Consider the following 25,569-nt stretch of genomic DNA (forward strand, 5'->3'; position numbering starts at 1 on the left):
AGCGCCATTTTTTTATTGCGTAACCAGACGGCGTAGTCGCGACACATCTACCGTTTTTTCTGCCTCTGCCAGACTCCAGGCGTTTTGTAGATTCAGCCACATTTGCGGCGAACTGCCGATCACCACGGAAAGTTTAATCGCCATTTCTGGCGTCAACGCGGCTTTTCCGGTCAGCAATCGGCTTGCCGTTGAGGGCGCAATTTCCATTGCTCTGGCAAACTCGCGCAGGCTGACGTTCAGCTCGTCCAGTGATTCCTGAATAATGTCCCCCGGGCGGGGATGATTGGCCATTTTCATCAGTGATAGTCCTCGTAATCCAGTATGTATGCATCGCCATTGACGAATTCAAATGTGATTCGCCAGTTGCCCGAGACAGATATCGCCCAAATTCCATCACGATCGCCGCTTAACGGGTGTAGTCGGTAACCGGGCATATCGATATCAGCAAGACAGCTTGCTGCATCAATCACAGCGAGTCGGTGGCGTAATCGTTTGATTTGCGTCGGTATAACGCCGGAGGTTTTGCCGAGAAGAAACAAGTCACGCAATCCCTTGTGTCTGAAATTCATTATCATCTCTTCATCCTTGTTCCCTCGAAAGGAACACTATCACTATTGTTCCGTGCAGCGCAACAAATTTCGCTACGTTTTCGCGAATTGTGAGGGGAAAGATGGGGGAGGAAAAGAAGAAGAGTGAAATTGCGGAAAGCGTCTCGCAAAACAGGCTGCGACTCAAACATGGCAGTCGCAGCAAGGGCCTCTTAGCGACGGAAATCAATCACCATACGGCCACGGATTTTGCCTTCTTCCATCTCAGTAAAGATGGTGTTGATGTCCGCTAACGGACGCAGGGCGACTTTCGGCACCACTTTGCCTTCGGCGGCAAACTGGAAGGCTTCGGTGAGATCCTGGCGCGTGCCGACCAGCGAACCGACCACTTCAATACCATCCAGCACAAGGCGTGGGATATCCAGGCTCATAGACTCCGGCGGCAGACCGACTGCCACAACACGACCGCCAGCACGGACAGCATCAACTGCCGAGTTAAACGCAGCTTTAGCTACCGCTGTTACCACCGCAGCGTGAGCGCCACCAGTTTTCTCCTGCACAATTTTGGCGGCGTCTTCGGTGCGTGAGTTAATCGCTAAATCAGCACCCATTTCGGTTGCCAGTTTCAACTGCTCATCATTGACATCAATGGCGATCACTTTGGCATTAAAGACATTTTTCGCGTATTGCAGTGCGAGGTTGCCCAGACCGCCAAGACCGTAGATAGCAATCCACTGTCCTGGACGAATTTTTGACAGTTTTACTGCTTTGTAGGTGGTGACACCCGCGCAGGTAATGCTGCTGGCCGCCGCGGAGTCCAGGCCATCCGGCACTTTAACCGCGTAATCGGCGACCACGATGCACTCTTCCGCCATCCCGCCATCAACGCTGTATCCGGCATTTTTTACTGAACGGCAGAGCGTTTCGTTACCGCTGTTACAGTATTCGCAATGACCGCATCCTTCGTAAAACCATGCCACGCTGGCGCGATCGCCTGGTTTTAATGAGGTAACGCCGGGGCCAACTTCTGCCACCACACCGATGCCTTCATGGCCCAGAATCACGCCGGTTTTATCACCAAAATCGCCATTCTTAACATGAAGATCGGTATGACATACGCCACAACACTCCATTTTCAGCAGGGCTTCGCCATGTTTCAGTGAGCGCAGTGTTTTATCCGTAACGTCAACATGATGATCCTTCGTAACAACTGCAGCCTTCATAGTTTCCTCCTTTTCGGATGATGTTCTGCATAGCAGGTGAGGCAAATGAGATTTATTCGCCACTACCCAGTATGGATGAGATCTGAAAAAGGAAGAGGAAAATTGCCCGGTAGCAGTCACTACCGGGCGCAGGCTTAGATGGATGTACGGCGGTAGTCGCGGTATTCGGCTTGCCAGAAGTTATCATCAATGGCCTGTTGCAGAGCTTCGGCAGACGTTTTCACCGCCACGCCTTGCTGCTGCGCCATTTTGCCAACCGCAAACGCAATTGCGCGGGACACTTTCTGAATATCTTTCAGTTCCGGCAGTACCAGACCTTCGCCGTTCAGTACCAGCGGCGAATACTGAGCAAGCGTTTCGCTTGCCGACATCAGCATCTCATCGGTGATACGTGACGCGCCGGAAGCAATAACGCCCAGCCCAATGCCCGGGAAGATAAAAGCGTTGTTGCATTGCGCGATAGGGTAGATTTTATCTTTCCATACCACCGGATTAAACGGACTGCCGGTGGCGACCAGCGCGTTACCTTCGGTCCAGGCGATAATGTCCTGCGGTGTGGCTTCCACACGTGAAGTCGGGTTAGACAGCGGCATCACGATCGGACGCGGACAGTGTTTGTGCATCTCACGGATGATCTCTTCCGTAAACAGCCCGGTCTGTCCTGAGACGCCAATCAGAATATCCGGTTTGACATTGCGCACCACATCAAGCAATGACAGCACATCGCTGTCAGTATCCCAGTCACTGAGATTTTCGCGCTTCTGCACCAGTTTGGTCTGGAAAGGCAGCAGGTTCGGCATCTTGTCGGTCAGCAGACCAAAGCGATCGACCATAAAGACTTTCTGCCGCGCCGCTTCTTCGCTTAATCCTTCACGCTGGGTCTGGGCGATGATCATCTCCGCAATGCCGCATCCTGCTGAACCTGCGCCGAGGAAGACGATTTTTTTCTCGCTTAACTGACCGCCCGCCGCACGGCTGGCTGCGATCAGTGTGCCGACTGTTACCGCCGCGGTGCCCTGAATATCATCGTTAAAAGAACAAATTTCATTGCGATAGCGGTTAAGCAACGGCATCGCGTTTTTCTGTGCAAAATCTTCAAACTGCAACAGCACGTCCGGCCAGCGTTGTTTCACAGCCTGGATAAATTCATCAACGAATTCATAGTATTCGTCGTCAGTGATACGTGGATTACGCCAGCCCATATACAGCGGGTCGTTAAGCAACTGCTGGTTGTTCGTCCCGACATCCAGCACCACCGGCAGTGTATACGCCGGGCTGATGCCGCCGCAGGCGGTATAGAGCGACAGTTTACCGATCGGAATACCCATCCCACCGATGCCCTGGTCACCAAGCCCCAGAATACGTTCGCCGTCCGTCACCACAATCACTTTAATATTATGGTTCGGTACGTTTTGCAGAATATCGTCCATATTGTGGCGGTTCTGGTATGAGATAAATACGCCGCGAGAACGACGGTAGATCTCGGAGAAACGTTCACAGGCTGCGCCGACGGTTGGGGTATAAATAACAGGCATCATCTCATCAAGATGATTGTTTACCAGACGGTAGAAGAGGGTTTCGTTAGTGTCCTGGATGTTACGCAGGTAGATGTGCTTGTCGATTTCGGTTTTGAATCCCTGATACTGGATCCATGCGCGTTCCGCTTGTTCTTCGATGGTTTCGACCACTTCCGGCAGTAACCCCAGCAGGTTGAAGTTACGGCGTTCTTCCATGCTGAAGGCGCTGCCTTTATTCAACAACGGAAATTCCAGCAGTACAGGGCCAGCGTAAGGAATATAAAGCGAACGCTGTTTTTTTGTTTTTGGTTCCATGTCACTCACTCTTTTTTGAATATCCATCCCTGGGGTGCTTTTATCGTCTTTGCTTTACCGCCAGGGCGTCGGCTCCAAGTATAAAGCAGTTAAAAACAAAAACACCATTGCGCAGGCAATGGTGTTTAATCGTCATTGAGGACTGATTGTTAAAGATTACTTTTCAGCGGGGCGTTTTCTGCCGGTTGGGTTATTTACCACGCTGGATTTGTCACCTTCGGTAACTATTTTGCGCTGGTTAGAAATTTTATGGTCCAGTCCAAGAATATGACGTGCCTGACGGTTCGATTTCATTTTAACTCCTCAATCCTGTTGCTAGTTTTAAGGACAACATCGCCGTAGCGAAGAAACACGTGCTAAACCCCTAAATTAGGTTGCCGATCAAGCATAGCACCTTAAAGCGTAGGGTGCTGGCCACTGACCACATAATTGATCGTTTGCTGGTAGATATCACTGAGGATGTCGTTATCAGAAGCTTCCACCCATTTGGTCAGCTCCATGAGAATGTCATCTTCAGTGACAACACCGTGCTCTGCCCGAAGGCCTTGCTCAATGGCATTAACCAGAGCGGGTTCTGCTGTTGAATTTTCTGCCTGATAATAAGTAAACATAGTGATTCTCCGTGTCTGTGTATTTATGGTGTCTGCTACGGATCGCAGATTTATAAAGCACATTCAGCATGGCAAATATTTGCCGCTTCGTTGTTAAGATTAGTCCTAGTTGATGAATTTTATATTTTAACTCCATGATATTAATGGGAATATTATTGGTGTGAGTTGATTGATATTGATGCAATATCTCTTGAGTTATATATTCCCGGTTATCTATTGTGGGAATTTTATTTAAGTACATAGATAATATTTTCGCCGGATTCTATTCGGAATATCCCGCTTATCCTCATGCTGTTTCTCACGTAGTCTATAATTTCCTTTTTAAGCCCACAGGAGAGCAACAATGACAATCCATAAGAAAGGTCAGGCACACTGGGAAGGCGATATCAAACGCGGGAAGGGAACCGTATCCACCGAGAGCGGCGTGCTGAACCAACAGCCGTATGGATTTAATACGCGTTTTGAAGGCGAAAAAGGAACTAACCCTGAAGAACTGATTGGCGCGGCGCATGCAGCATGTTTCTCAATGGCGCTTTCATTAATGCTGGGGGAAGCGGGATTCACGCCAACATCGATTGATACCACCGCCGATGTGTCGCTGGATAAAGTGGATGCCGGGTTTGCGATTACTAAAATCGCCCTGAAGAGCGAAGTTGCCGTGCCGGGTATTGATGCCTCTACCTTTGACGGCATTATCCAGAAAGCAAAAGCAGGATGCCCGGTTTCTCAGGTACTGAAAGCGGAAATTACGCTGGATTACCAGTTGAAATCGTAAAGCGTTGCCGGATGACGCGTCAGGCGCGTGATTGCCTGATGCGTTGTTAGTGTCTCTACAGCGCCCGACAGCACCGGATCTCACGTCCGTCCTCCCTTATTGTTAATGATTGCCGGACTTCACATCCGTGGGTTGCCAGAGGGCAACGTTCACGGAAAAAACAGCCTTGTGGCAACGTGCGGTTTCCTGGTAGTTCCGTTTTACGCAATGCCCATTCTTCCTCCAGCGGTTTATCAATGGCGGGCAGGGAATCCAGCAATAATCGGGTGTATGGATGTGCCGGAGTAGAGAGCACCTGCTGCGCGTCGCCCAGTTCTACAATCTGCCCGAGATACATCACCGCTACCCGATCGCTCATATGACGAATCACCGAGACATTGTGTGAAATCAGCACATAAGTCAGCTCGCGATTTTCCTGTAGCGTTACCAGTAAATTGAGGATCTGCGCCTGGACGGAGATATCCAGCGCCGAGGTGGGCTCATCAAGCACAATCACGTCAGGCTGCGAAGAGAGTGCTCTGGCAATGGCGATACGTTGCCGCTGCCCGCCTGAGAACGCATGAGGCAAGCGGTCGAGATACTCCGGACGAATACCCACCTGCACAGCCAGCTCCTCTGCCAACGCTCGCCGCTGTTGTTCACTACTACGCTTAGCAATCCAGAGCGGTTCCGTGATGATGCGCCACACCGGTAAGCGCGGATTAAGCGAAGAGAGCGGGTCCTGAAACACCATCTGCATAATGCGTTGTGATCCTGAACGGATGTACTGCCCGTGGCTCGGTTGCAGCATACCCATTAAAAGCTGTGCGAGGGTGCTTTTGCCGCAGCCTGACTCACCGACGATCCCTAAGGTTTCACCACGACGGATCTGTAAATCAATACCATTGATGGCATGAACATGTTCCGTAGTTTTACCAAGCCAGTTTTTTCGGGCCGGGAAATTGATATGGACGTCGCGTAACGTTAATAACGTGTCAGACACTAATGACCTCCTGCTGAGGATACCAACAGGCGCAGCGGTGGTTGTTGTCACCACACGCTGTCAGCGCCGGGACGTTTTCACACTGTGTACCTGCCGCATAGCAACGATCGCGAAAAGCGCAGCCGTCAGGCAAATGGGTGAGGTTTGGTACCGTCCCTGGAATGGCGGGTAATGGCTGGCGTGGTATTCCATGTTCCGGTGCGCATTGCAGCAAACCAATGGTATACGGATGCCGGGGATGATGGATAACGTCTGCCGTCATGCCGCTCTCGATCATGCTTCCGGCATATATCACGTAAACGCTATCGCACAGTTGCGACACCACGGCCATATCATGGCTGATGAACAGTACCGCAGTTCCACTGGCGCGGGCTTTATGTTTAAGCAGACGCAGTACCTGCAACTGTACCGTGACGTCCAGCGCCGTAGTCGGTTCGTCGGCAATAATCAATTGCGGCTCGCAGGAGAATGCCAGCGCAATCATTACCCGCTGGCGCATACCACCTGAAAGCTCAAACGGATAGCGCGACATAACTTCCACGGCATCCGGGATTTGCATCTCTTCCAGCAGGGCAATCGCTTTAGCTCTGGCTTCCCGACGACTTATTGGTTGATGATGGCGGATCACGTCCATCATCTGAAGACCTATTCGACGTGTCGGATTTAGGGCGGTCATCGGTTCCTGAAAGATCATCGCCACTCGTGCTCCGCGCCACTGACGAAGCTGTTTTTCCCGAGCGTTAAGAGCATCTTCTCCCAGCAGTGAAATATGTCCCCGATGTACGCAATAACTGCCCGTCGGTAACAGACGCATAATCAACATTGCAGTGACTGATTTACCCGAGCCGGATTCTCCCACCAGACCGACAATTTCACCGCGGTTGATTTTCAATGACACATTGTTGAGCGCGTGAACGTCGCCGTTAAAACCGGAGAAACTCAAATGCAGCTGTTGAATGTCCAGAACGGGTTGGGTCATGACTGCTTTCCTCCTGCTTTTGGGTCAAGCAGATCGCGAATACCATCACCAAAGAGATTGAACCCGACGGCGGTAAGCAAAATCGCTGCCCCCGGAAATGCGCAATACCACCATTGATCGAGCACATAGTTGCGACCATTCGCCACCATCGCCCCCCATTCAGCACTCGGTTGTTGAGCACCCAGGCCAATAAATCCCAACGTGGCGGCCATTAAAATCGCGCTACCAATATCCAGCGATGCCTGCACAATCAGCGGCGGCAGGGAGTTACGTAAAATATGCCAGTTGATCAGATGCCAGCGTGACGCACCAAAGGTTTTCGCCGCCTGAACGTAAGTGTACTGGCGGACAACTAATGTTTGCCCCCGCGCCAGGCGCACATAAAACGGGATTCGCACGATAGCAATCGCCAGCATGGCGTTAAACAAGCTCGGTCCAAGTGCGGCAGCCAGCGCCATAGTCAGCACCAGCGAAGGAATCGACAGCATAATGTCCATGATGCGCATGATGATCGCGTCTGCGCGTCCGCCAAGCACACCGGATAGACACCCGAGTAGCGAACCCATGATACCCGCAATGGCGACCACCACTAATCCGGCGAGAATTGATTGCTGACTGCCGACCAGTACGCGGCTAAACAGATCGCGTCCCACTTCATCGGTGCCAAACCAGTGCGCCGCAGAAGGCGGCAAAAGGCGGGCAGTTAAATCAATGGCGTTGGGATCATGCGTCGCCAGCCACGGTGAAAAAATCATCATCAGTAGCATTAATACAATGATGACTGCGCCGGTCACGGTGAGCGGACTGCCTTTCAGCATCCATACCAGTTTTGCACCGTTAAATCGCGTTTGTTTTGGTGGGCGTACGACGGACGTTTCCTCGCTTAGCATCATTCATCACCTCCACGTCCGATGCGCGGATCAATCCACAAATAGAGCAAATCCACCACCAGGTTGACCAGCACATAAGCAAATGAAACCACGACGGCAAAGCCCATCACTGCCGGGAAGTCGAGCGCCTGTATTGATGTTACTACCCATGCACCCATTCCGGGCCAGGCAAAAACGGTTTCGGTGAGCACTGCGCCATACAACAAATCGCCCAGCGCCAGCCCCAATACGGTAATCGAGGGGATCAACGCATTGGGTAGCGCATAACATAAAACGATATACCAGCCGGGCAAGCCGCTGGCCCGGGCGGTACGAATGTAGTCTTCACTCAATTGTTCCAGCATAGCTGAGCGGATCTGGCGAGCGACAATCCCTAGGTGAACGAACGCCAGCGTTAATGCCGGTAAGATGAGATGTTGCAGCGCATTGAAGAAGACTTCACCGTTGCCTTCAAGCAGCGCATCGAGCAGATAAAAGCCGGTAACGTGCGTTGGTGGATCCAGCCAGTCATCAAGCCTTCCGCCGCCGGGAAGAATTTGCAGATGACCATAAAACAGCACAATGACGCCCAGCCCAAGCCAGAACGCAGGTGTGGAGATTCCGGTAATGGCCATTATTCGCACCAGATGATCCAGCCAGCGATTTCGCCAGACTGCAGAGAGTATGCCCAGCGGGATACCAACCAGGAGTGCCAGCAGCAGGGCGCAAAATGCCAGTTCCAGCGTCGCCGGGAAAAATATGCGCAACTCTTCCAGCACCGGACGCCCGGTACGAATGGATGTTCCCAGGTCACCCTGAAACAGGTCGCTGACGTAGCGGTAAAACTGTACGTACAGTGGCTGGTCCAGTCCCAGTTGCTGGCGAATATTATCCACGATAGCATCGCTGGCGCGGTCACCCGCCAGTAACCGCGCCGGGTCGCCGGGGATCAGGTGCGAGATAATAAACGTAATCACGCAGACGCCCGCCACCACGAGCACCAGCCCCCAGCAGCGTTGGCGTAAAATACTCCAGAAGGTCACGTTATTTACTCATGGTATTGATATTGAAGACCTGTTCCAGCATGGGATTGAACACAAAGCCTTTCACCTCTTTGTTCATCGCCAGTTGGTAGTTTTTCTGGAACAGATACACATAAGCAGCGTCATCAATGACGATTTTCTGTGCCTGCTGGTAGTCCCGGGTTCGCTGCGTCTGGTCGGTGGTCGCTAGCGCATTGCGCAGTAGCTTATCGACCTCACTGTTTTCATAGAACGAGCGGTTACCCGGCAGACCTTTTTTGTCTGACTCAAACCAGTAATTCATAAACATATACGGGTCGGCAAAATCCGGACTCCAGTTGCCAATCGCGATGTCGTAATCACCTTTACCCACTCTGTCGCGCATGGTGGCGTTCGCCAGCTTTTCCAGCTTCACATTGATGCCCAGCTTGTTGAGGCTGGATTGTGTTGCCAGAGCAATAGGTTCCCAGTTCGGGTCGTTATCGGAGTAGAGAAACGTCAGGCTGGTGGGTTTGCTCGTCACTTTATCCCATTCGGCTTTGGCTTTCGTTTCGTCATGGTTGTATTGCATTGCCGTCGCATCGTATCCCCACATGCCTTCCGGAATCGGGCCGCGCATTTGTTTTCCGTTACCACTCAGAATGCCGTTAACCATACCCTGATAATCGGTAGACCAGGAAATGGCCCGACGCAGATCCGCCTGATTAAGTGGCGCTTTGCTGTTATTGAGATACAGATAGGTGACGCGCAGTGACGGATACTCTGCTACGTTGACTTTGTTTTCCTGCTTCAGGGCGTTGAGTTGATCCACCGGCAGCGCATCGGCAATGTCAATGTCGCCACGGGAGAGCTGCAGGCGACGGGAGGCACTTTCACCGATAATTTTTACCGATACCCGTTTGAAGTTCGGTTTATTGCCGGGGTAATGCGGATTTGGCACCAGAACTAATTGCTGACCTTTTTGCCAGCTTTTCAGCATAAACGGTCCGGAGCCAGCGGTATTTTGCGCGAGGAAACCACGGGCATCATCGGCCGCATGTTCTTTTAAGACCGCCGGATTGATAATGGATGCACCGTCATTCGCCAGCGTGTAGAGGAACGGTGCGAATGGCTGGCTAAGGGTAAACCTCACCGTATGTTCGTCGGGAGCATCAATCTTTAAATCTTTGGGAAATGCTTCTGCTGGCCCCTGACCGATTTTTAGTAACCGCTCAAAAGAGAGTTTTACTGCTTCGGCAGTGACGGGTGTGCCATCGGCAAATTTAGCATTGTCCTTCAGGGTGAACGTCCACTCTTTTTGATCGTCAGACGCTTTCCAGCTACTCGCCAGATCGCCTTCAACGTCTGTTGAGCCTTTATCACCGTCCGTTTTGTACTGAACCAGTCGCTGATAAGACGGGTAGGTCACTGTCCAGTCGTTATTATCAATTGTTACCGCCGGGTCGAGGGTTTGTGGGTCGGCAGCTTTACCGATCACCAGCATATCTTTCGGTACGGCGGCGTGCGCAACCGGCATTGTTGTGGCAAGGACGATCGCGAGCAATGTAGGACGAAACGAAATCGATCTCTTCATAACAGTTTCCTGATTAACTGGCGTGCTGTGTGCCAGGGGATATAAAACAGGTGAATTGATCAGCGAGTAGCGGGTAACTCGCTGCCTGGGGTAATTCAAAGTGCCACCATTCGCTCGGGATACCGACAAAGCCACCGCCAGTCATAATCGCATTCAGCAACAGGCGATTGCGCTGAGCAGCGGGCGGGACGGAAGGATGGTAAGCATGGGAACGTTCGTGCATTTCATCGAACTCTGCGCCCATATCGAGGATGTTCCCGTGCTCATCACGAAGCGTCAGGTCGATCGCGGTGCCACGGCTGTGATTAGAACCGACCGCCACATCAACGACATATTGCGGGTCTGGGCAGGTTTGCCACAACATCGCCTGTGCTTGTTGTGGGCGATACGCATCGTAAATCACCAGTTGTAAGCCTGACAGCTGGGCGATACTGATACTTTTCGCCAGCGCGGTAATCGCATCCTTGTGTAACAGACAACGCGCTTGCTGATAAATAGCTTTACCTGTGATGTTATCAGCGCAGGCGTATTTCAATTCGATCTCCAGATCAGGGAAGATCACGGCTAAATCAACCAGTTCGGTGGTATCCGACATAAACGGTTCCTGTATAAGACAAAAATTGCTGCGCTTTCCGCTTATGCAGATCTCATGCCATGCCGGGATAAGCGCCAGAATGCTGACTTAAAGTTATATTTTTTAACTTTTGATCAACATTTGTGCAGCGTAGTGCAGTTTTGGTGCAAGAGGGGAAGTTAAGGAAGGAATCTCCCGGAATCGTAGCTGAAATCACAGTATTTAAGTGACAGTGTCACGTTAAATGAAAACCCGCGAGTGCGGGCGAGAGGGATTTGTCAGATTTTCAGCGGTAACACGCTACTCATCCAGCCTGGAATTTCTTCGGCGGGCAGGGGGCGGGAAAAGAAATATCCCTGAATAACGCGACAGTGAATCTTGCGTAGCATCTCAAATTGCTCTTTGGTTTCGACGCCTTCCGCTACGACGGTTAAATTGAGGCTTTGCCCAATGCTGGTAATAGCTTCAAGTAAGGCAAGGATGCGTTTTTCAGTCAGACAACGATCAACAAAACTTTTGTCAATTTTGATTTCCGTTACCGGAAGACTGACTAAGCGGGATAACCCGGAAAAACCCGTACCAAAATCATCTACCGATAAACCCACGCCCATATCGCGCAGGATCTGGATGCGCTTAAAAATTTCGGTATCGTGTTCCATCATCATGCTTTCGGTGATTTCCACCGTTAGCTGGTGGCCGTCAATGCCCCAGACTTGCATTGCATCAGACACCTGATTAGGAAGCTGATTACTGCGGAAGTGCAGCGCAGACAAGTTAACGGATAACGCTGGAATATGAATATTCTGGCTACGCCATTCTGCTAACTGACGGCAAGCTTCCGCGATGACCCAGCGCCCAATATTTTCGATTTCGCCAATCTCTTCTGCGAGAGGAATAAACCGTGAAGGGGGCACATGACCATGCAGAGGATCGTGCCAGCGAGCAAGGGCTTCGATACCATACAGTTCACCCGTTTCTGCGAAGATTTGCGGTTGGTAAACCAGTTTCAGTTGGTTATTGCTAATCGCTTCTTTCAGCGCTGCGCCTAATATCAATCGTTCTTTCACCATTTCGTTCATCACCGGGCTGAAGAACTGCCAGCCGTTACCGCCATTCTTGCGAATATAATCCATCGCGTTATGGGCAGTGGAGAGCAGGTAATCGCGGTTTTTACCCACGTCGTAGCTGATGCCAATGCTCAAGGTGAGCGGGAATGGTTTATCGTCAATCATTATCGGCTTGCTGACCACATTCCGTAGCTCATCGGCGATTTGGGTAATGTTACTGACGTCGTTTTCCAGGCTCACGAGGACAAACTGCGTACCTTCGATACGACAGAGATACTGATCCGGTTTGAGTTTTTCACGAAAGCGATTGACCACTTCCAGCAATGCCTGATCGGCCCACGCATAGCCAAGGCTATCAATCACATCCTGAATATGGTCAACACCGATGAGATAGACCACCGGAGAGACGGCTTTGTCGACCAGGTCATCGAGGTAATTGTGCAGGTTATTGCGATTTGGCAGACCGGTCATCGGATCAAATTGGATGAGTTGTTCAATATGCTGACGGCTTTTTTCCTGTTCCAGCGCCAGCGCGGCCATATGCTGGCTGATATCTGCCACGCGTTCGATAAAGGCGCTGGTTTCTGCTCCTGACGAGGTTTTAATTTGCAGGATCCCCGCCGGTGCGCCATCACGCTGACGAATGGTCGCTGACCAGCTTTGCGCATTTTGAACTTCTGTACCGTGCGAAGATGACGCCCAGTGTATCGGCATCCCGTTGCGCAGCGCGAACAGCGAAACATGCGATTCGTTGAGAACAGATTCGATGTTACGACAAATGATTTCCCCCATTTCATGAAATGGCGGGCTGCTGCACATGGCGGCGAGAATATTGCCTTCAAGCTGGCGGATTTGCCGTTCTTCGGTGATATCCGAGAAAGTCATTACCAGGTTCTGCAGATGCGCGAGCACATCATAGACCGGGCTGATAGAGGCTTTAATCCAGATTTTTTCACCGGTGCGCGTCAACAGCAGAAATTCGTCCTGATCGCGGGCGGTTTTCCATAGCAACTGTTGTAAACGAATGCGGTTATCAGCAGGGAATTCTGGAATGTTCAGGAGTGTATCGGGCTGCATACCGCTGGCTTCGCTAATGCAGTAACCAAACATTTCGGTAAATGCGCGATTGCACTGCACAATATGGCGTTCCGGATCGAGGACAATCACCGGTCGGTCGAGATGGTCAACAGCAATAATCAATTGTCGGGTCTGTTCTTTTTGCGCCATTTCTACGCTGGCATCCCGTACCAGCGCCAGGTAATAAATTTTACCCTCGGCGCTCACTTTCGATAGCGCAAAACGGGTCCAGATTTTACTGCCGTCTTTTTTCTCCAGCTGCAGCTCCCGACTCATCCCCTCGACGCGCGCTTTACCGCCTTCACGGTTGTGACGGATATATTCAGGATGCGCAGGACGCAAATCCCGCGGAATCAGCATATCAATGTTATTGCCAATGACTTCTTCACGTTTGTATCCCCAGAGCTTCTCTGCGGCGGGGTTGAAAAACATCACTTCATCATTTTCGTTAATTAACACCGCGCCCATCATATTTTGCTCAAGGGCGGGGAAAAAAATGCCATCGGCGGCATTATCCGCATCGGTTAGCTTCATGATTACCTCTGCATCCTGGCGCATCTAAAGACTGGCTTTCCAGAGTTCAACACGGTTTCTACCTCGTCTTTTGGCGATATACAGAGCTTCATCGGCTATTTGAATGAGGCGCTCATAGTCAGGATGACCATTAAACATGGCGGCACCGATGGAAAGTGAGAGGGCAATATCTTCGCCGTTTGCGGCTTTCAGTTTGGTTTTCTCCACCCGACTGCGAATACGTTCTGCAGTACGTAACGTTTCGTTTTCAGAAGCTTCAGTCAGGACAATGATAAATTCATCTCCCCCGTAACGAAAAACATAATCACTACTGCGGACGTTGTCGTAAAAGGCCTGAGAAACTTTACGCAAAATTTCATCACCGGTGTTATGGCCCCACGTATCGTTGATCTCTTTGAATTTATCAACGTCAATAATCAGCACTGACAGGGGGGTTCCGGTCCGGTTGGCATGGGCAATTTCGCGTTTAAAGATGGTCGGCAGGAAGCGGCGGTTAAGTAATTTTGTCAGTACATCCATACCCACTTCGTGGCGAGATACTTCTTCAAATAATTCACGCAGCAAGGTAATAATTTGCGATACGGTATTTCTTATCTGTAATAAAAATCTCACCCGCAGAGTTTTGTTGCTCAAATTTTTTGTATTACGTATGGTTTGATTAAAAATACCGTCGAAATCCTGAATCAGGCGGGAGATATGACCCACTTCGGCAATGCCGCTAAAATAATGTCGACCTTTATGGTTAAACCACAGGCCAAAATCAGCCTGGCTTAAAGGCAAACTACTGCCTAAATCAGAATCCAGCAGAACTTTATAGATAATGTCAATTTCCCATGAAAGGATTGAGGCTATTTGGCGTTCTTTTTCTTCTTCGGCGTTTTCCAGTAACGAGAAGATACGATAGTTTTCATCTTCTTTTGAGGCACTACTGTCACTAAAGGTAAACGCGCGGGTCATGACTTCCATCGCGATATCAATACTGTTAATCGAGAAATGGTAGACCTGAAGTTTTTCTGCGGCAGAATAATCCGAAGAGAAAATCACCGGATAGAGGATTTTTTTCAGCACCCGAAACCCCATCTCGACAATTTCTACTGGAATGCCGATGCGGGCATGCACTTCTGCGACGGTATGCTGGATTTGTATTAGCCTTTCAACATCGTCAACCTGGGCAGAAAGCACATTAATAATCCAGCGTTCCATCGCACTTTTCAGCTGCCGCTCAACTTGTTCATTACTCAAGAATTCTTCGGCATGCGGGTCAATACGGACAATCCGATAAAACTCAATGCTCAGGTAATGGGCATGCGCAACGGCAATTTCCGCGGCTTTGGCACGAATGAGCGGATCTGCCTGTTCGACAAGTCCGGTCCACTCATCTTTCATTCTTTTAAAATACATCTCCATAATTCACACCCTTATAAGGCTGGGAAAGCAGACGGAATCAAAAACGAAACGTGCGGGATCGACTAACTGCACCATATTCTCCTGAAATATGAAGATATACTGAAAACAAATAAGCGACTTAGGACAGTTTCAATCTACGCTACTGTTCTTCAGAAGAGTATAGCCCATCGTAATTATTTTTCGGAAACAGCGGATACCGTAGGGTTTTCATATTCATACATTTTTATTAGGGGTTTTATGGCCATTAAACTAAGAGTGGTTAATTGCGTGGTTAATTTGGCTTAAATAAGCATGATTATTAGTGGGATATTTCAAGAGGATAACAAGCCGGTGAGTAAAGCACCGGCCATGTTACAAGTTTAACTGCCCCAACGACTTTGCAAATAGCTGACCGCTTGTTGAGTCTGAGGTTTGTTCAGATAGTCCTCACGGAACAAGATTGTGCCGCTGATTTCTGGTACAGCATCGTTAAGATCGAGCTGCTTTTTCAGTTCCGGTACGCCACCGTTAATCATCCAGTCTGGCTCTATATTTGAAGGTTCACCCACTTTATAGAAGGCGATACCGATATACAGGCGGGTCCTGGTCGGTTTAACGACATCCGCCCACCATTTTGCCAAAACGTCATAACGTGCGGCACTCCGTGAGAACGGCCAGTAAATTTGGGGAGCAATGTAATCCAGCAATCCTTGTTCCACCCATCGACGGGTGTCAGCATAGGATTCGTCATAGGCTGCCGCGCCTCGGGTATCGGAACCGAGCGGATCGTGTGATCGGTTACGCCACACGCCTGCCGGGCTAACGCCAAATTCGACTTCCGGCTTAATGCTTTTAATGGTGTGCGAAACCTTCGCAATTAACTGCTGGGTATTGTTGCGCCGCCAGTCTGCTTTTGACGCAAATGCGCCTCCGTATTTGCGGTACGTTTCGTTATCATTTAGCCGTGAAGCTGGTGACTCAGTATAGAAATAGTCGTCAAACTGCACGCCATCTACCGGATAGCGGGAAACCACTTCCGCGACTATTGATGTGATCCAGTCCTGAACCTCAGGGATGCCTGGGTCGAGGACAAAGCGATCGCCGGACGTTCTGATCCAGTCGCGGTGTTGCACATAGACGCTCGCTGGTTGTTGAGACAGAGTGCTATTCAGTTCCCTGATAGTACCAGGCTTTGTATTAACCGATACGCGGTAAGGGTTAAACCAGGCGTGTACTTTCATCCCACGCTTGTGGGCTTCGTCGAGCATAAATTGCAACGGATCGTAACCCGGGTTTTCGCCAATCTTACCGGTCATAAGATCGGACCACGGCAAAATTTTCGATGGCCATAGTGCGGTACCGTCCGGCTTGACCTGGAAAAAGACCGTGTTTATACCGAGACGTTGCAGATGATCCAGTTTGTCGATCATCGCCTGTTGTTGTACACGTGCACGGCTGGTGGGGTTACTAATGTTAACCGAGGAAACCGGTGGCCAGTCGAGGCGAGACACTGTGGCCAGCCAGATGCCACGCATCGGTTGTGACGATTGTTGCGTCGTAGCTGGTGGCTTCGAACCTGTTGGTGGTGTCACCATTGACTCTGGGGGCGTGCTTTTGCAACTACACAGTAAAAGTGCCAGTGCAACCAGTACCGCTGGTCTTCTAATCGCTAATTTCTCGTTTCGGGAGCAGATATCCATATATGCTGGTTTCCGGTAAACAGATGTGCGCTCATTCTCGTACTTATCCCGGTTAAGTCAATACGACAGCGAGCACGAAAAAGGGAGCGATGAATTATCGCTCCCTTGTCTTATAACCATTCAGACATGGTTAGTGTTTCTTGTCATTCATCACAATATAGTGTGGTGAACGTGCACGCGGGTGCAGGAAGAAGTGACCTTTCGGAGCGTTCTGGCTGTTGATTGGTTCCAGAGATACGCCGGTATTCGCTTTGCCTTTACGATCATGAACAGCATAGAGAATGAAGGGCAGGGCAAGTACCACCAGGAAACTAACGACCAGTAATTCGACATACATATCGGTAGAGTCCCCCTGGATATTATCCGGCGGCAGGAAGGAAACAATAAACGCCATAATTGAAGTCAGCAGACCGACAATTGCCACGACCAGTTTCACCCCTTTACCACCAGGGATATTAAATGTGCGTTTTAAGTCAGGATGTTTAAGAACCAACACAATGTAGCCAATAAACAGCATGAAATAAGCACACAGATAAATCACCACCGTCAGCGCCAGGGCGATCAGGAAGGACATATTGTTACCGCCACCAGTATTGGTGAGGATGATCAACGCGATAGTAGTAATCACCAGCTGCGAAATAACCAGCGTTACCGGTACGCCATTTTTGTTCATTTTAGCGAACGCCGCTGGCAGCAGGTTTTTCTGCGCGGTGACATACATCCCGCGAGAAGGGCCAACAATCCAGGAAGCGATTTCCGCCAGAACACCCAGCAACAGCAGTGCGGAGATCACGCGAACCGTCCACTCAATTTCCGGTGCCACATGGGACATAAGAACGGTAAAGGTTTGCATTACCCCTGCTGAGAGGTTGATTTCATTACCCGGAATAACCATCGCAATAGACAAGCCGCCAACAGAGCTTAAGCAGATTGCCGCCACCATCAGCAGTAACATCGCCAGCGGATAATCGCGACCGGGGTTGCGCATTTCATTGACGTGGGTTGCGGAAGCTTCTACCCCCATATAACTCAAAATGAAGGCAACAAACACAACCAGGGTGCCGACTTTAGAGAAATCAGGGAAGAAGGTTTTCGCATCCATTTCGATAGCAACGGGAGCACCGGAGTGCAGATAAATAGCCGCTAATGCGATCAAAATAAATGCAGGTAACAGGATACCGGCGAAGAAGCCAACTTTAGCAATTCGCGCCGTGTATTTCGTGCCACCAAACTGTGTTAATGCCAGCGCCCAAAGAATGATGAGTGCTGCAATAGTTTTGGTAATGGGGTCTTCATTCAACGCTGGCCATTTCAGGATGTAGGAGAGTGCCCCTAACACGAAATAGAGCATTGGAATAAAACCGATGGCGATTTGCAGATAGCCAAATGAGATCGCTGCAAACCCCCATCTCGGCCCCAGAGTATTTGATACCCAGGCGAAGACACCACCTTCTTCCCAGCCGTCGACGGTGGCCATTTCCGCAGCACAAAGCCCCACGGGAATAAACCATAAAATCCCGCCTAAAAGCAGGAAGAAGACTAATGAAAAGCCCGATGTTGCGAAGGTAGGGTATTCATAAACAGCCATTACCATCGACGCCGTTATGGCAAAGAATCCGAGTAATGTGAGCTGTTTAGCTTTACCTGTCTGTACTGATGTAGCCATATTATCCCCCTAAAACGGTATTCCTGTCGGAACCGCACCTGTTTTGTTCTGAAGCACATTCAGAACAATATTTTCCGTTGCTAATGCCAGTGAACAGACTTTGGAAATTGTCCCGAAACGGATTCGTTTCGGGACACCGTTACCGTTAAACGTTATCAGGTATGTTTAAAGCTGTTCTGCTGGGCTATACCCTGCAGTTTCGGGTGATCGCTGAGGTATTTCAGGGAGGCTTTGTAGTCTTCCAGTAACAGTTCAGCAAAGTCCATTTCGAAGCCACGACGACACATAATGCGCATCACCACGATGTCGGTGGCTTCACCGCCGAGGGTGAAGGCCGGAACCTGCCAGCCGCGCAGACGCAGGCGTTCAGAGAGGTCATACAGGGTGTATCCCGGATCTTCACCATCTTTCAGTTTGAAGCAAACCGCCGGGATGCCTTCATCCGGGCGACCGGTACAGATGAACTCATACGGCCCCAGTTTGGCGATTTCATCTGCCAGATAGGCCGCGACTTGGTAGGAGGCGTTCTGTACTTTGGTATAGCCTTCACGACCGAGGCGCAGAAACTCATAGTATTGTGCAATCACCTGGCCTGCCGGACGGGAGAAGTTGATGGCGAAAGTCCCAATCTGACCACCGAGGTAGTCAACGTTGAATACCAGTTCCTGCGGCAGCGCTTCTTCGTCACGCCAGATAACCCAGCCGCAGCCCAGCGGAGCCAGACCGAATTTGTGGCCTGAAGCACTGATCGATTTCACACGCGGCAGGCGGAAGTCCCAGACGATATCCGGGGCGACGAACGGTGCCAGGAAGCCACCGCTGGCGGCGTCGATGTGCATGTCGATGTCGATACCGGTGTCGGCCTGGAATTTATCCAGTGCATCGTGCAGCGGTTGCGGGAACTCATAGTTACCGGTGTAGGTCACGCCGAAAGTCGGCACCACGCCGATAGTGTTTTCGTCGCAGGCTTCAATCATGCGTTTCGGGTCCATAAACAACTGACCGGGGCGCATAGGGATCTCACGCAACTCCACATCCCAGTAGCGGGCGAATTTATGCCAGCAGATTTGTACCGGACCGCACACCAGGTTCGGTTTGTTAGTCGGCTTACCTGCAGCTTCCATACGCTTGCGCCAACGCCATTTCATCGCCATCCCGCCGAGCATACAGGCCTCGGAAGAACCAATGGTGTTGGTGCCAACGGCCTGACCATTTTTCGGTGCAGGCGCATGCCACAGATCGGCAACCATGTTTACGCAACGCAGATCGATTGCTGCAGATTGCGGATATTCTTCTTTGTCGATCCAGTTTTTGTTAATGGATAAATCCATCAACTTATGGACATTTTCGTCGTCCCAGGTCTGGCAGAACGTTGCCAGATTCTGACGAGCGTTGCCATCAAGATATAACTCATCATTGATAATCTGGAATGCGACATCATCGCGCATTTCGTGCAGCGGAAATCGTTTTGATTCTGCAATAGTGGAAATAGACTTAGCGCCAAAACGTGAATCGAGTAATTCCGACCTTAAATCCGTTACTTGCTTCTTATCCATTTTAAACTCCTTAAAATGATTGGATCGCATTAAAAAAGTAGGATTTATCGATAAAGTAAGCAAGTGCAAAGGTCTTGTGTTTAAATAACAAAATCCTAATGTTATTTATCGTGAGATATTATGGGAAAAATATATTTACGTTAAAAAACAATAGCGTAGGGTGTTATGGATTGTAGTGTGGTGTTGTATGTCATTATTTTGACGCGCTTTCTAACTCTGGTGAATTATCACATAAAAATTAGCCCTTAAAATATCATTATTAGTACTCGGTTGTTATTTTGAACGCATTCATAAAATTATTATATAAAATAACGTCTGTTGCTAAAACCCCCGCCAACGATATGTTGACGGGGGACGTCATTATTTTGGTAGTAATACTCCGGTAAAGGTATTCACCGGATGAGAAAGATATTGTTTAACCGTAGTGTTAACATTATCTACCGTCATTTGTTTCAATAATTGCTCCTGCGCAGTCCATGCGGCAGGATCGTCATATTGAATAAGACTATTTACAATGGTGTTCGCTAATTGTTGAACGCTACGCTGTTGGATATCGAGGCTACGCTGAACGTTTTGCTGGTATTCGTTCAGTTCTTGCTTTCTGATCCCTTTAGCCAGACGCTTAACCATCACTTCATTCGCTAACGCTAACAGTTCTTCATGCCGTTCTGGTTGACAAGTAAAAGCCAGCAAATGGGTGATATCTTTGGCCTGAGGATCAACCGAGAGGCGAGAAGAAACGCTGTATGCCCCAGATGCCTGTTCACGAATATTAATGCGCAGATCTTTAGCCAGGGCAACGTTAAAGGCATCCAGCGCCATACGCGTCTCCAGATTTACAGGTGTCCGGGAATCATAACGATTCCACTGTGAAACCTGTGCCACAGGTTCATTTTGTTCTTTTACTGTAACCGATGCGTTGTCCGTCGCGCGAGTTAATGGTTTACCTGCGGCTAATGGCGAATCAGAGTGTTTTATTGATCCTAAGTAACGCGTAATTAACGGCAGAAGTTTGTCTTCTGCGACATTACCGACAACGACAAACGTGATATCCGCTGGAGATGAAAATAACTGGCGATCGGCTGCCAGCGCGTCTGCGGCAGTAAATTGTGCAATCTGTTTTTCTTGCAGTAATTTCGTACGGTCATCAGCATAGCGCTTCTCATACATCTGCTGGGCGAATTTCTCTGCTGGACGCTGGTCGAGCGTTTTCAACGCCTGAATTTGAGCATTTTGTAGCGATGCCCAAATATTGTCATTAATCGTGCTGTGAGTGATTCGCTGGTTAATCAACTGGAAACCAGGTTCAGGATTATTAGCCCGCGCGCTCACGGAGAGCAACGTATTCAGCCCACTGACTTTGCTGCTCATGGTTACCGAGTTTTCCGCACTCCAGCGTTTCAGGCTGGAAGAGGAGAGATCACCAACGCCGCTGCCACTCACCGCTTTATTTGCCAGCGCGATAAGTGATTTTTGCTGCGCAGGGAAACTTAAATCACCTTTATTAGATACGGCAATAATTTGTAGCTTTTGCTCTTCACCCGCTGATTTTGCCAGAATAACCCTGGCACCATTAGAAAGTGTTAATGATGTCAGATTCTCAGCCAGCGTTTCTTTACTGCTAATTTCCGCCTGTGGGTCAGCGTCTACTGTTAACGATAAATTTCTGCCAGGGAAGATGTAAGCTGCCAGCTTTTTGTTGGCGTACTCTTTTTCCAGCGCCAGGATAGCCGCAGGAGATAATGCTTTGTTGGCTGCAACCTCATTATTCACCATTTGCTCCCAAAATGCGTCCTGGTTCTTTCTTAGCTGCTGCCATTTTTCCGCCAGACTTTGCACGGTAATTTGCGGCCACAGACGTTTCGAAAGTTGGTATGTCTCTTCCGGCGACAAGAACGGCGTATTATTTAACGAGCTGGACGCCAGGCGACTGGTCAGCATATGTAAATCGCGTTCAGCTTGCTGATCAACCGCATTTTTCAGCCAGGTTAGGCGGGTAGTTTTAACATCGTCGAGTTCTTCAGCAGAAAAACCATGTTGATCGAGGGTTGCCAACTCTGCCATTAATGCATTCGCAGCATCCTGCATATTATTGTCACGTGCATTTACACGGAAAAACAGCGACTGATAATCGGGTGCAATTTTAACGCTGCGCGCAGTGCCACCAGAAATAGTCTTCAACTCGCCCGACTGTATACGTTCCTGCAGACGTTGATTGAACAGCTGAACCAACATGCTCCATTCCGCTTGTTCGATAAAGCTTTGCTCATCGTTTACTTGTACCAGTGGCAGGCGATAATAGAGTGCAATGCCGTTCACCCGGTTTTCTTTATCATTAATAATATTAAAGCGTAGATTGTTTTCTGCTTTTGTCGGCCAGACGCGATTTTCAGCTGCTTTATTAGCCGGGAGCTTACTTAAATTATCCTTTATCAGCGCCAGCGCTTCTTTACTGTCGATATCGCCGACCACAATAAAGGTCATATTATTGGGTTGATACCAGCGTTGATAAAATTGGCGCAATTGTGCCGGTGTGACTGTGGCAACAGTATCCATCAGGCCGATAGGTTCACGGTCTAAATTACGTGTATTTGCCAAAAGAAAAGGGCGGCGCGCCTGAGATGTACGCCATTTCGCATCCTGATGTGCACGCCATTCCTCAGTAATTACGCCGCGTTCAGCGTCTACTTCAAGTTTCTCAAAGGTTGCGGCATTACTCCATTCACTGAAGATTGCCATCACTTGTTGCAGATTTTGTTTCTGCGTAGTCGGCAAACTTACTTGGTACACCGTTTCGTCATAGCTGGTATAGGCATTAACATCGCGACCAAAACGCAGGCCCATCGACTCAAATGTTTCGATGACTTTATTACCCGGCCATGTTTTTGTGCCATTAAACATCATATGCTCAACAAAATGAGCCACACCGCGCTCATTGTCTTCTTCCTGCAATGAACCGGTATGAATTTGCAGCCATAAATTTACCTGACCCTTTGGTTGAGCGTGCGGATAAATCATGTATCGCAAGCCATTGTCCAGTTGCCCGGTAATTAATTTTTCATCCTGCGGTAAGGCAGCTAACAGTCTTCCGGGGAACAACAGAGTTGCCACTAACGTCAGTAAGAAACAGAGGTTTCTCATAATTATCTCCATGCGAAAACCGGGCGAATTTACCCGGTTAAGTAAAATCCGAACTATTAAAATTTCATGCTGACATCAAGCCAGAAAGTACGGCCACTGGCGTAGGTCGCCACGCCGGTATTCGTTGTATCAACAGCGGTTTTGCTATCTAGTACATTGAGAATATCGGCACTGATCGTCAGGTTTTGTTGTTTCAGAAATTGTGGCGTCCAGGACAAGCGGGTGTCCCAGGTCAGGCTGCTATCCAGTTTTTCGTCAACATACTGCTTGTAATCTGAATATTCGCTGATGTATTGCGCATTCGTCTTACCCAGGATAATGCGAGCTTTACGCGCTTCTTGCCAGGTCAGCGTATTCGCCCACACCAACCCGCTCGGTTGATGCGTGAAATCCATGTTTAAGGAGATCTTTAGTGGATTATTAAAATCCGCCACTGGAACGCTATCGTAAGAGACCAGATTACCGTTATAAACCACCCGGTTATCACCGGTATTGCTCTCCTCATAACCATTGTTTAACGACAAGTTGCCCTTGCTCTTGATATAGCTAAAGACAATTTGCGGGTTAATATCTACCTGGCTGATATGCAGGGGTTCGGCCAGTTCAAAACTGAGGTTGAACGAATGCGTTTTGGTTTTACCGTCGTTGTTATATTCAGTAATGGTGGTTTTAGTCGCGCTGTCGGTACGACTGCTTTTGCTGATTTGATCATGCGCTTCACGGTAAACATAGTTTGCGCGCGCAATAACGTTCTTACCGATTTTTTGCTGCAATCCCATTGCCAGTTCATCGTTATAAGGCGTTTTCAAATCCTGATAACGCGTCAGGGTTTTATTGCCTGATACCGATTCCGTCCAGCTATTGCGGATATCACGTAATCCCATATCAAGAATATTCCCGCCATAGTAACGGTTATAACCTGCGGTAATCATTGAGGTTTGATCAGCAAAAATATCCCATTCCGTCATAAAGCGCGGGGAGATATTGTGGTTTGACAGATAGTTATCATAGTCATACCGCACGCCGGGCATTAACGACACATTACGCCAGTTAATGCGATCCGCCATATACAGCGTGTAATTGTCTATTCCCAGGCTGCCTTTACCTTTATGGTAAATGGTATGGTTAGTTTTCTTTCCGGCAGCATTAATCACATAGGATTCAGACTGGTTATGGCGTTCAGTCCATGCATCGGAAAAGATGTATTCCGCGCCGAAGTAGGGTTGATGCGAAACATTACCCACGGCGAATTTTTGCCAGTCAAGGCGTGTTTTGAAGGTGTAATTATCTACAGCCTGGGAAATGTGTCCTAATCCGCCACGGGTGCAACGCCCTGAAATATCACCATATGTACATGAAAGTTCGGTGTACCAGATGTCATGATCGTGACGGGTATAATCACTAATATGATCCCAACCAACGGTGGTACGCAGTTTGGCCCATGCGAGCTGGGTATCCATATCCCATGCCAGACCATAGGATTTATTACCCATTTCGCGATCAGACTCCGGGAAGGTGCTGGTATTATAATCACGGCTGGAGCCGGTATATTTTAAGGTTAAATCGTGGGTAAAGCGGTCGCTGGCAAACCAGGTAAATTTGCTCACTGCGGTATCGATAACGTTTTTATACTGTGCCCTGCCGGCGACAATGCCGTCATTCGAAACATAATCCGCGCGGATGATATCAGACTGGCGGCGCGATAAACCGGCGGTAACGCCAAAGTTATCAGCGAGTTCCTGATTAAACGACAAGGTATAAAAGTTCTTTTTAAAATCTGGAGAGTAATAAGTACTTCCTGAAGAACCTTGATTAAATGCGCTCTTGTTATTCTCATCGATATGCGATGTTAACCAGTCCGAACGCGTAGTGCGATAACCCAGTTTCACGCTGCTATCATCAGCGTTGAAGCGTTTGATCTTTGCATCAATTACCCCGCCATTGAAGCGGCCAAATTCAACCGGCACAAAACTGTCATAAAGCGTCACATTGTCCAGTAAGCTGACATCCAGATAATACCCCTGTGACATCCCGCTAATATTGGTTGCACTACTGGCATCGGACTCATTCGCTGGGTTCAGGTTATTCGTTGCACTAATACCGTCAATCAAATAGGCATTCTGGTAGGGCGACGCACCGTGAATAGAGATTTTCTCCGGGCGAATATCTCCCTGGTTCAATGAGGTACTTTGCGTTGAATCCATGCGTACCGCAGGGTTGGTTCTCAGCAGATCGCTGATATTGCCATTCCTGGTCGGTAAACGCTCGATGCTTTCACTAGTGTAATGCGTGTTGCCGTTTACGGGTACAGGGACAGGCGCATAGACCGTCATCTCTTCAAAAACAGGCATGTACTTATTTTTGTCATCGACAGCCTGCGCCACATCAGCGCCACATAAAATGACGCCAGGAATAAGAACTCGCTTCATTTATTTTTATCTCCGTACAGCAGGG

Annotated in this window: 20 protein-coding genes; 1 reads left to right on the forward strand and 19 read right to left on the reverse strand. The window is 49.2% G+C overall.

Translation table 11 applies throughout. The annotated features are described in order from the left end of the window. Positions 1-12: 12 nt before the first annotated feature. From QUF14_RS09365 to bdm, 6 genes are all read right to left on the reverse strand, one after another. Positions 13-297, reverse strand: a complete 285-nt coding sequence (locus QUF14_RS09365; protein WP_000781370.1) for a HigA family addiction module antitoxin — start codon at positions 295-297, stop codon at positions 13-15. Next, entirely contained in the window at positions 297-575 is a 279-nt protein-coding gene (locus QUF14_RS09370) for a type II toxin-antitoxin system RelE/ParE family toxin (RefSeq protein ID WP_000605673.1), read from the reverse strand. The genes QUF14_RS09365 and QUF14_RS09370 overlap by 1 nt, the downstream gene beginning before the upstream one ends. A 185-nt stretch (positions 576-760) precedes the next feature. Then, entirely contained in the window at positions 761-1,771 is a 1,011-nt protein-coding gene (gene adhP / locus QUF14_RS09375; RefSeq protein WP_000642407.1) for an alcohol dehydrogenase AdhP, read from the reverse strand. A gap of 134 nt (positions 1,772-1,905) precedes the next feature. Further along, positions 1,906-3,603, reverse strand: a complete 1,698-nt coding sequence (gene maeA / locus QUF14_RS09380) for a malate dehydrogenase (protein WP_000433464.1) — start codon at positions 3,601-3,603, stop codon at positions 1,906-1,908. Between the two features lie 156 nt (positions 3,604-3,759). Beyond that, positions 3,760-3,897 (reverse strand): stationary-phase-induced ribosome-associated protein, encoded by a 138-nt coding sequence (gene sra, locus QUF14_RS09385; RefSeq protein WP_000841554.1) that lies wholly within the window; start codon positions 3,895-3,897, stop codon positions 3,760-3,762. 101 nt (positions 3,898-3,998) lie between these two features. Next, positions 3,999-4,214 carry a biofilm-dependent modulation protein gene (bdm, locus tag QUF14_RS09390; RefSeq protein WP_000495766.1) on the reverse strand — a complete coding sequence of 72 codons (216 nt, stop codon included), beginning with the start codon at positions 4,212-4,214 and terminating at the stop codon, positions 3,999-4,001. Positions 4,215-4,557: 343 nt separating this feature from the next. On the opposite strand from bdm, the gene osmC reads away from it, so the two are divergent. Continuing rightward, complete coding sequence (osmC, locus tag QUF14_RS09395) at positions 4,558-4,989, forward strand: peroxiredoxin OsmC (RefSeq protein WP_000152305.1); 432 nt, start codon at positions 4,558-4,560, stop codon at positions 4,987-4,989. Between the two features lie 55 nt (positions 4,990-5,044). Here osmC and QUF14_RS09400 read toward each other — a convergent pair whose 3' ends face one another. From QUF14_RS09400 to QUF14_RS09460, 13 genes are all read right to left on the reverse strand, one after another. Further along, positions 5,045-5,971 carry an oligopeptide/dipeptide ABC transporter ATP-binding protein gene (locus tag QUF14_RS09400; protein ID WP_001285546.1) on the reverse strand — a complete coding sequence of 309 codons (927 nt, stop codon included), beginning with the start codon at positions 5,969-5,971 and terminating at the stop codon, positions 5,045-5,047. Beyond that, the gene (locus QUF14_RS09405; RefSeq protein ID WP_100733853.1) at positions 5,964-6,950 is read right to left on the reverse strand and encodes an ABC transporter ATP-binding protein; all 987 of its coding nucleotides are present in this window, start codon (positions 6,948-6,950) and stop codon (positions 5,964-5,966) included. Before QUF14_RS09405 ends, QUF14_RS09400 begins: the two co-directional genes overlap by 8 nt. Then, on the reverse strand, positions 6,947-7,843 hold the full coding sequence (ddpC, locus tag QUF14_RS09410; RefSeq protein ID WP_000979632.1) for a D,D-dipeptide ABC transporter permease: 897 nt from the start codon (positions 7,841-7,843) through the stop codon (positions 6,947-6,949). The genes QUF14_RS09405 and ddpC overlap by 4 nt, the downstream gene beginning before the upstream one ends. Beyond that, positions 7,840-8,862, reverse strand: a complete 1,023-nt coding sequence (locus tag QUF14_RS09415; protein ID WP_000145093.1) for an ABC transporter permease — start codon at positions 8,860-8,862, stop codon at positions 7,840-7,842. Before QUF14_RS09415 ends, ddpC begins: the two co-directional genes overlap by 4 nt. A 1-nt stretch (position 8,863) precedes the next feature. Continuing rightward, entirely contained in the window at positions 8,864-10,414 is a 1,551-nt protein-coding gene (locus QUF14_RS09420; protein WP_000830536.1) for an ABC transporter substrate-binding protein, read from the reverse strand. Positions 10,415-10,427: 13 nt separating this feature from the next. Further along, entirely contained in the window at positions 10,428-11,009 is a 582-nt protein-coding gene (gene ddpX / locus QUF14_RS09425; protein ID WP_001285841.1) for a D-alanyl-D-alanine dipeptidase, read from the reverse strand. A 257-nt stretch (positions 11,010-11,266) separates the two neighbouring features. Then, on the reverse strand, positions 11,267-13,666 hold the full coding sequence (gene dosP, locus QUF14_RS09430) for an oxygen-sensing cyclic-di-GMP phosphodiesterase DosP (RefSeq protein WP_024211995.1): 2,400 nt from the start codon (positions 13,664-13,666) through the stop codon (positions 11,267-11,269). 24 nt (positions 13,667-13,690) lie between these two features. Further along, positions 13,691-15,073 carry a diguanylate cyclase DosC gene (dosC, locus tag QUF14_RS09435; protein WP_000426274.1) on the reverse strand — a complete coding sequence of 461 codons (1,383 nt, stop codon included), beginning with the start codon at positions 15,071-15,073 and terminating at the stop codon, positions 13,691-13,693. Between the two features lie 359 nt (positions 15,074-15,432). Then, positions 15,433-16,752 (reverse strand): family 10 glycosylhydrolase, encoded by a 1,320-nt coding sequence (locus QUF14_RS09440; RefSeq protein WP_000350376.1) that lies wholly within the window; start codon positions 16,750-16,752, stop codon positions 15,433-15,435. A gap of 130 nt (positions 16,753-16,882) precedes the next feature. Next, complete coding sequence (gene gadC / locus QUF14_RS09445) at positions 16,883-18,418, reverse strand: acid resistance gamma-aminobutyrate antiporter GadC (protein ID WP_000246007.1); 1,536 nt, start codon at positions 18,416-18,418, stop codon at positions 16,883-16,885. 155 nt (positions 18,419-18,573) lie between these two features. Further along, positions 18,574-19,974 carry a glutamate decarboxylase gene (gad, locus tag QUF14_RS09450; RefSeq protein ID WP_000358943.1) on the reverse strand — a complete coding sequence of 467 codons (1,401 nt, stop codon included), beginning with the start codon at positions 19,972-19,974 and terminating at the stop codon, positions 18,574-18,576. Positions 19,975-20,334: 360 nt separating this feature from the next. Continuing rightward, positions 20,335-23,115 carry a M16 family metallopeptidase gene (locus QUF14_RS09455; RefSeq protein ID WP_024212129.1) on the reverse strand — a complete coding sequence of 927 codons (2,781 nt, stop codon included), beginning with the start codon at positions 23,113-23,115 and terminating at the stop codon, positions 20,335-20,337. A 56-nt stretch (positions 23,116-23,171) separates the two neighbouring features. Then, positions 23,172-25,544: a TonB-dependent receptor plug domain-containing protein gene (locus tag QUF14_RS09460; protein WP_000832405.1), complete on the reverse strand. Its 2,373-nt coding sequence runs from the start codon at positions 25,542-25,544 to the stop codon at positions 23,172-23,174. Positions 25,545-25,569 lie beyond the last annotated feature (25 nt).

Source organism: Escherichia sp. HH091_1A (assembly GCF_030295175.1).
In the GTDB taxonomy this organism is placed as follows: Bacteria; Pseudomonadota; Gammaproteobacteria; order Enterobacterales; family Enterobacteriaceae; genus Escherichia; species Escherichia coli_F.

What these genes read in the sequence shown, in the direction of transcription:
- QUF14_RS09365 (WP_000781370.1), bottom strand. Translation starts at nt 297, where the DNA reads ATGAAAATGGCCAATCATCCCCGCCCGGGGGACATTATTCAGGAATCA.
- QUF14_RS09370 (WP_000605673.1), bottom strand. Translation starts at nt 575, where the DNA reads ATGATAATGAATTTCAGACACAAGGGATTGCGTGACTTGTTTCTTCTC.
- adhP (WP_000642407.1), bottom strand. Translation starts at nt 1,771, where the DNA reads ATGAAGGCTGCAGTTGTTACGAAGGATCATCATGTTGACGTTACGGAT.
- maeA (WP_000433464.1), bottom strand. Translation starts at nt 3,603, where the DNA reads ATGGAACCAAAAACAAAAAAACAGCGTTCGCTTTATATTCCTTACGCT.
- sra (WP_000841554.1), bottom strand. Translation starts at nt 3,897, where the DNA reads ATGAAATCGAACCGTCAGGCACGTCATATTCTTGGACTGGACCATAAA.
- bdm (WP_000495766.1), bottom strand. Translation starts at nt 4,214, where the DNA reads ATGTTTACTTATTATCAGGCAGAAAATTCAACAGCAGAACCCGCTCTG.
- osmC (WP_000152305.1), top strand. Translation starts at nt 4,558, where the DNA reads ATGACAATCCATAAGAAAGGTCAGGCACACTGGGAAGGCGATATCAAA.
- QUF14_RS09405 (WP_100733853.1), bottom strand. Translation starts at nt 6,950, where the DNA reads ATGACCCAACCCGTTCTGGACATTCAACAGCTGCATTTGAGTTTCTCC.
- ddpC (WP_000979632.1), bottom strand. Translation starts at nt 7,843, where the DNA reads ATGATGCTAAGCGAGGAAACGTCCGTCGTACGCCCACCAAAACAAACG.
- QUF14_RS09420 (WP_000830536.1), bottom strand. Translation starts at nt 10,414, where the DNA reads ATGAAGAGATCGATTTCGTTTCGTCCTACATTGCTCGCGATCGTCCTT.
- ddpX (WP_001285841.1), bottom strand. Translation starts at nt 11,009, where the DNA reads ATGTCGGATACCACCGAACTGGTTGATTTAGCCGTGATCTTCCCTGAT.
- dosP (WP_024211995.1), bottom strand. Translation starts at nt 13,666, where the DNA reads ATGAAGCTAACCGATGCGGATAATGCCGCCGATGGCATTTTTTTCCCC.
- dosC (WP_000426274.1), bottom strand. Translation starts at nt 15,073, where the DNA reads ATGGAGATGTATTTTAAAAGAATGAAAGATGAGTGGACCGGACTTGTC.
- QUF14_RS09440 (WP_000350376.1), bottom strand. Translation starts at nt 16,752, where the DNA reads ATGGATATCTGCTCCCGAAACGAGAAATTAGCGATTAGAAGACCAGCG.
- gadC (WP_000246007.1), bottom strand. Translation starts at nt 18,418, where the DNA reads ATGGCTACATCAGTACAGACAGGTAAAGCTAAACAGCTCACATTACTC.
- gad (WP_000358943.1), bottom strand. Translation starts at nt 19,974, where the DNA reads ATGGATAAGAAGCAAGTAACGGATTTAAGGTCGGAATTACTCGATTCA.
- QUF14_RS09455 (WP_024212129.1), bottom strand. Translation starts at nt 23,115, where the DNA reads ATGAGAAACCTCTGTTTCTTACTGACGTTAGTGGCAACTCTGTTGTTC.
- QUF14_RS09460 (WP_000832405.1), bottom strand. Translation starts at nt 25,544, where the DNA reads ATGAAGCGAGTTCTTATTCCTGGCGTCATTTTATGTGGCGCTGATGTG.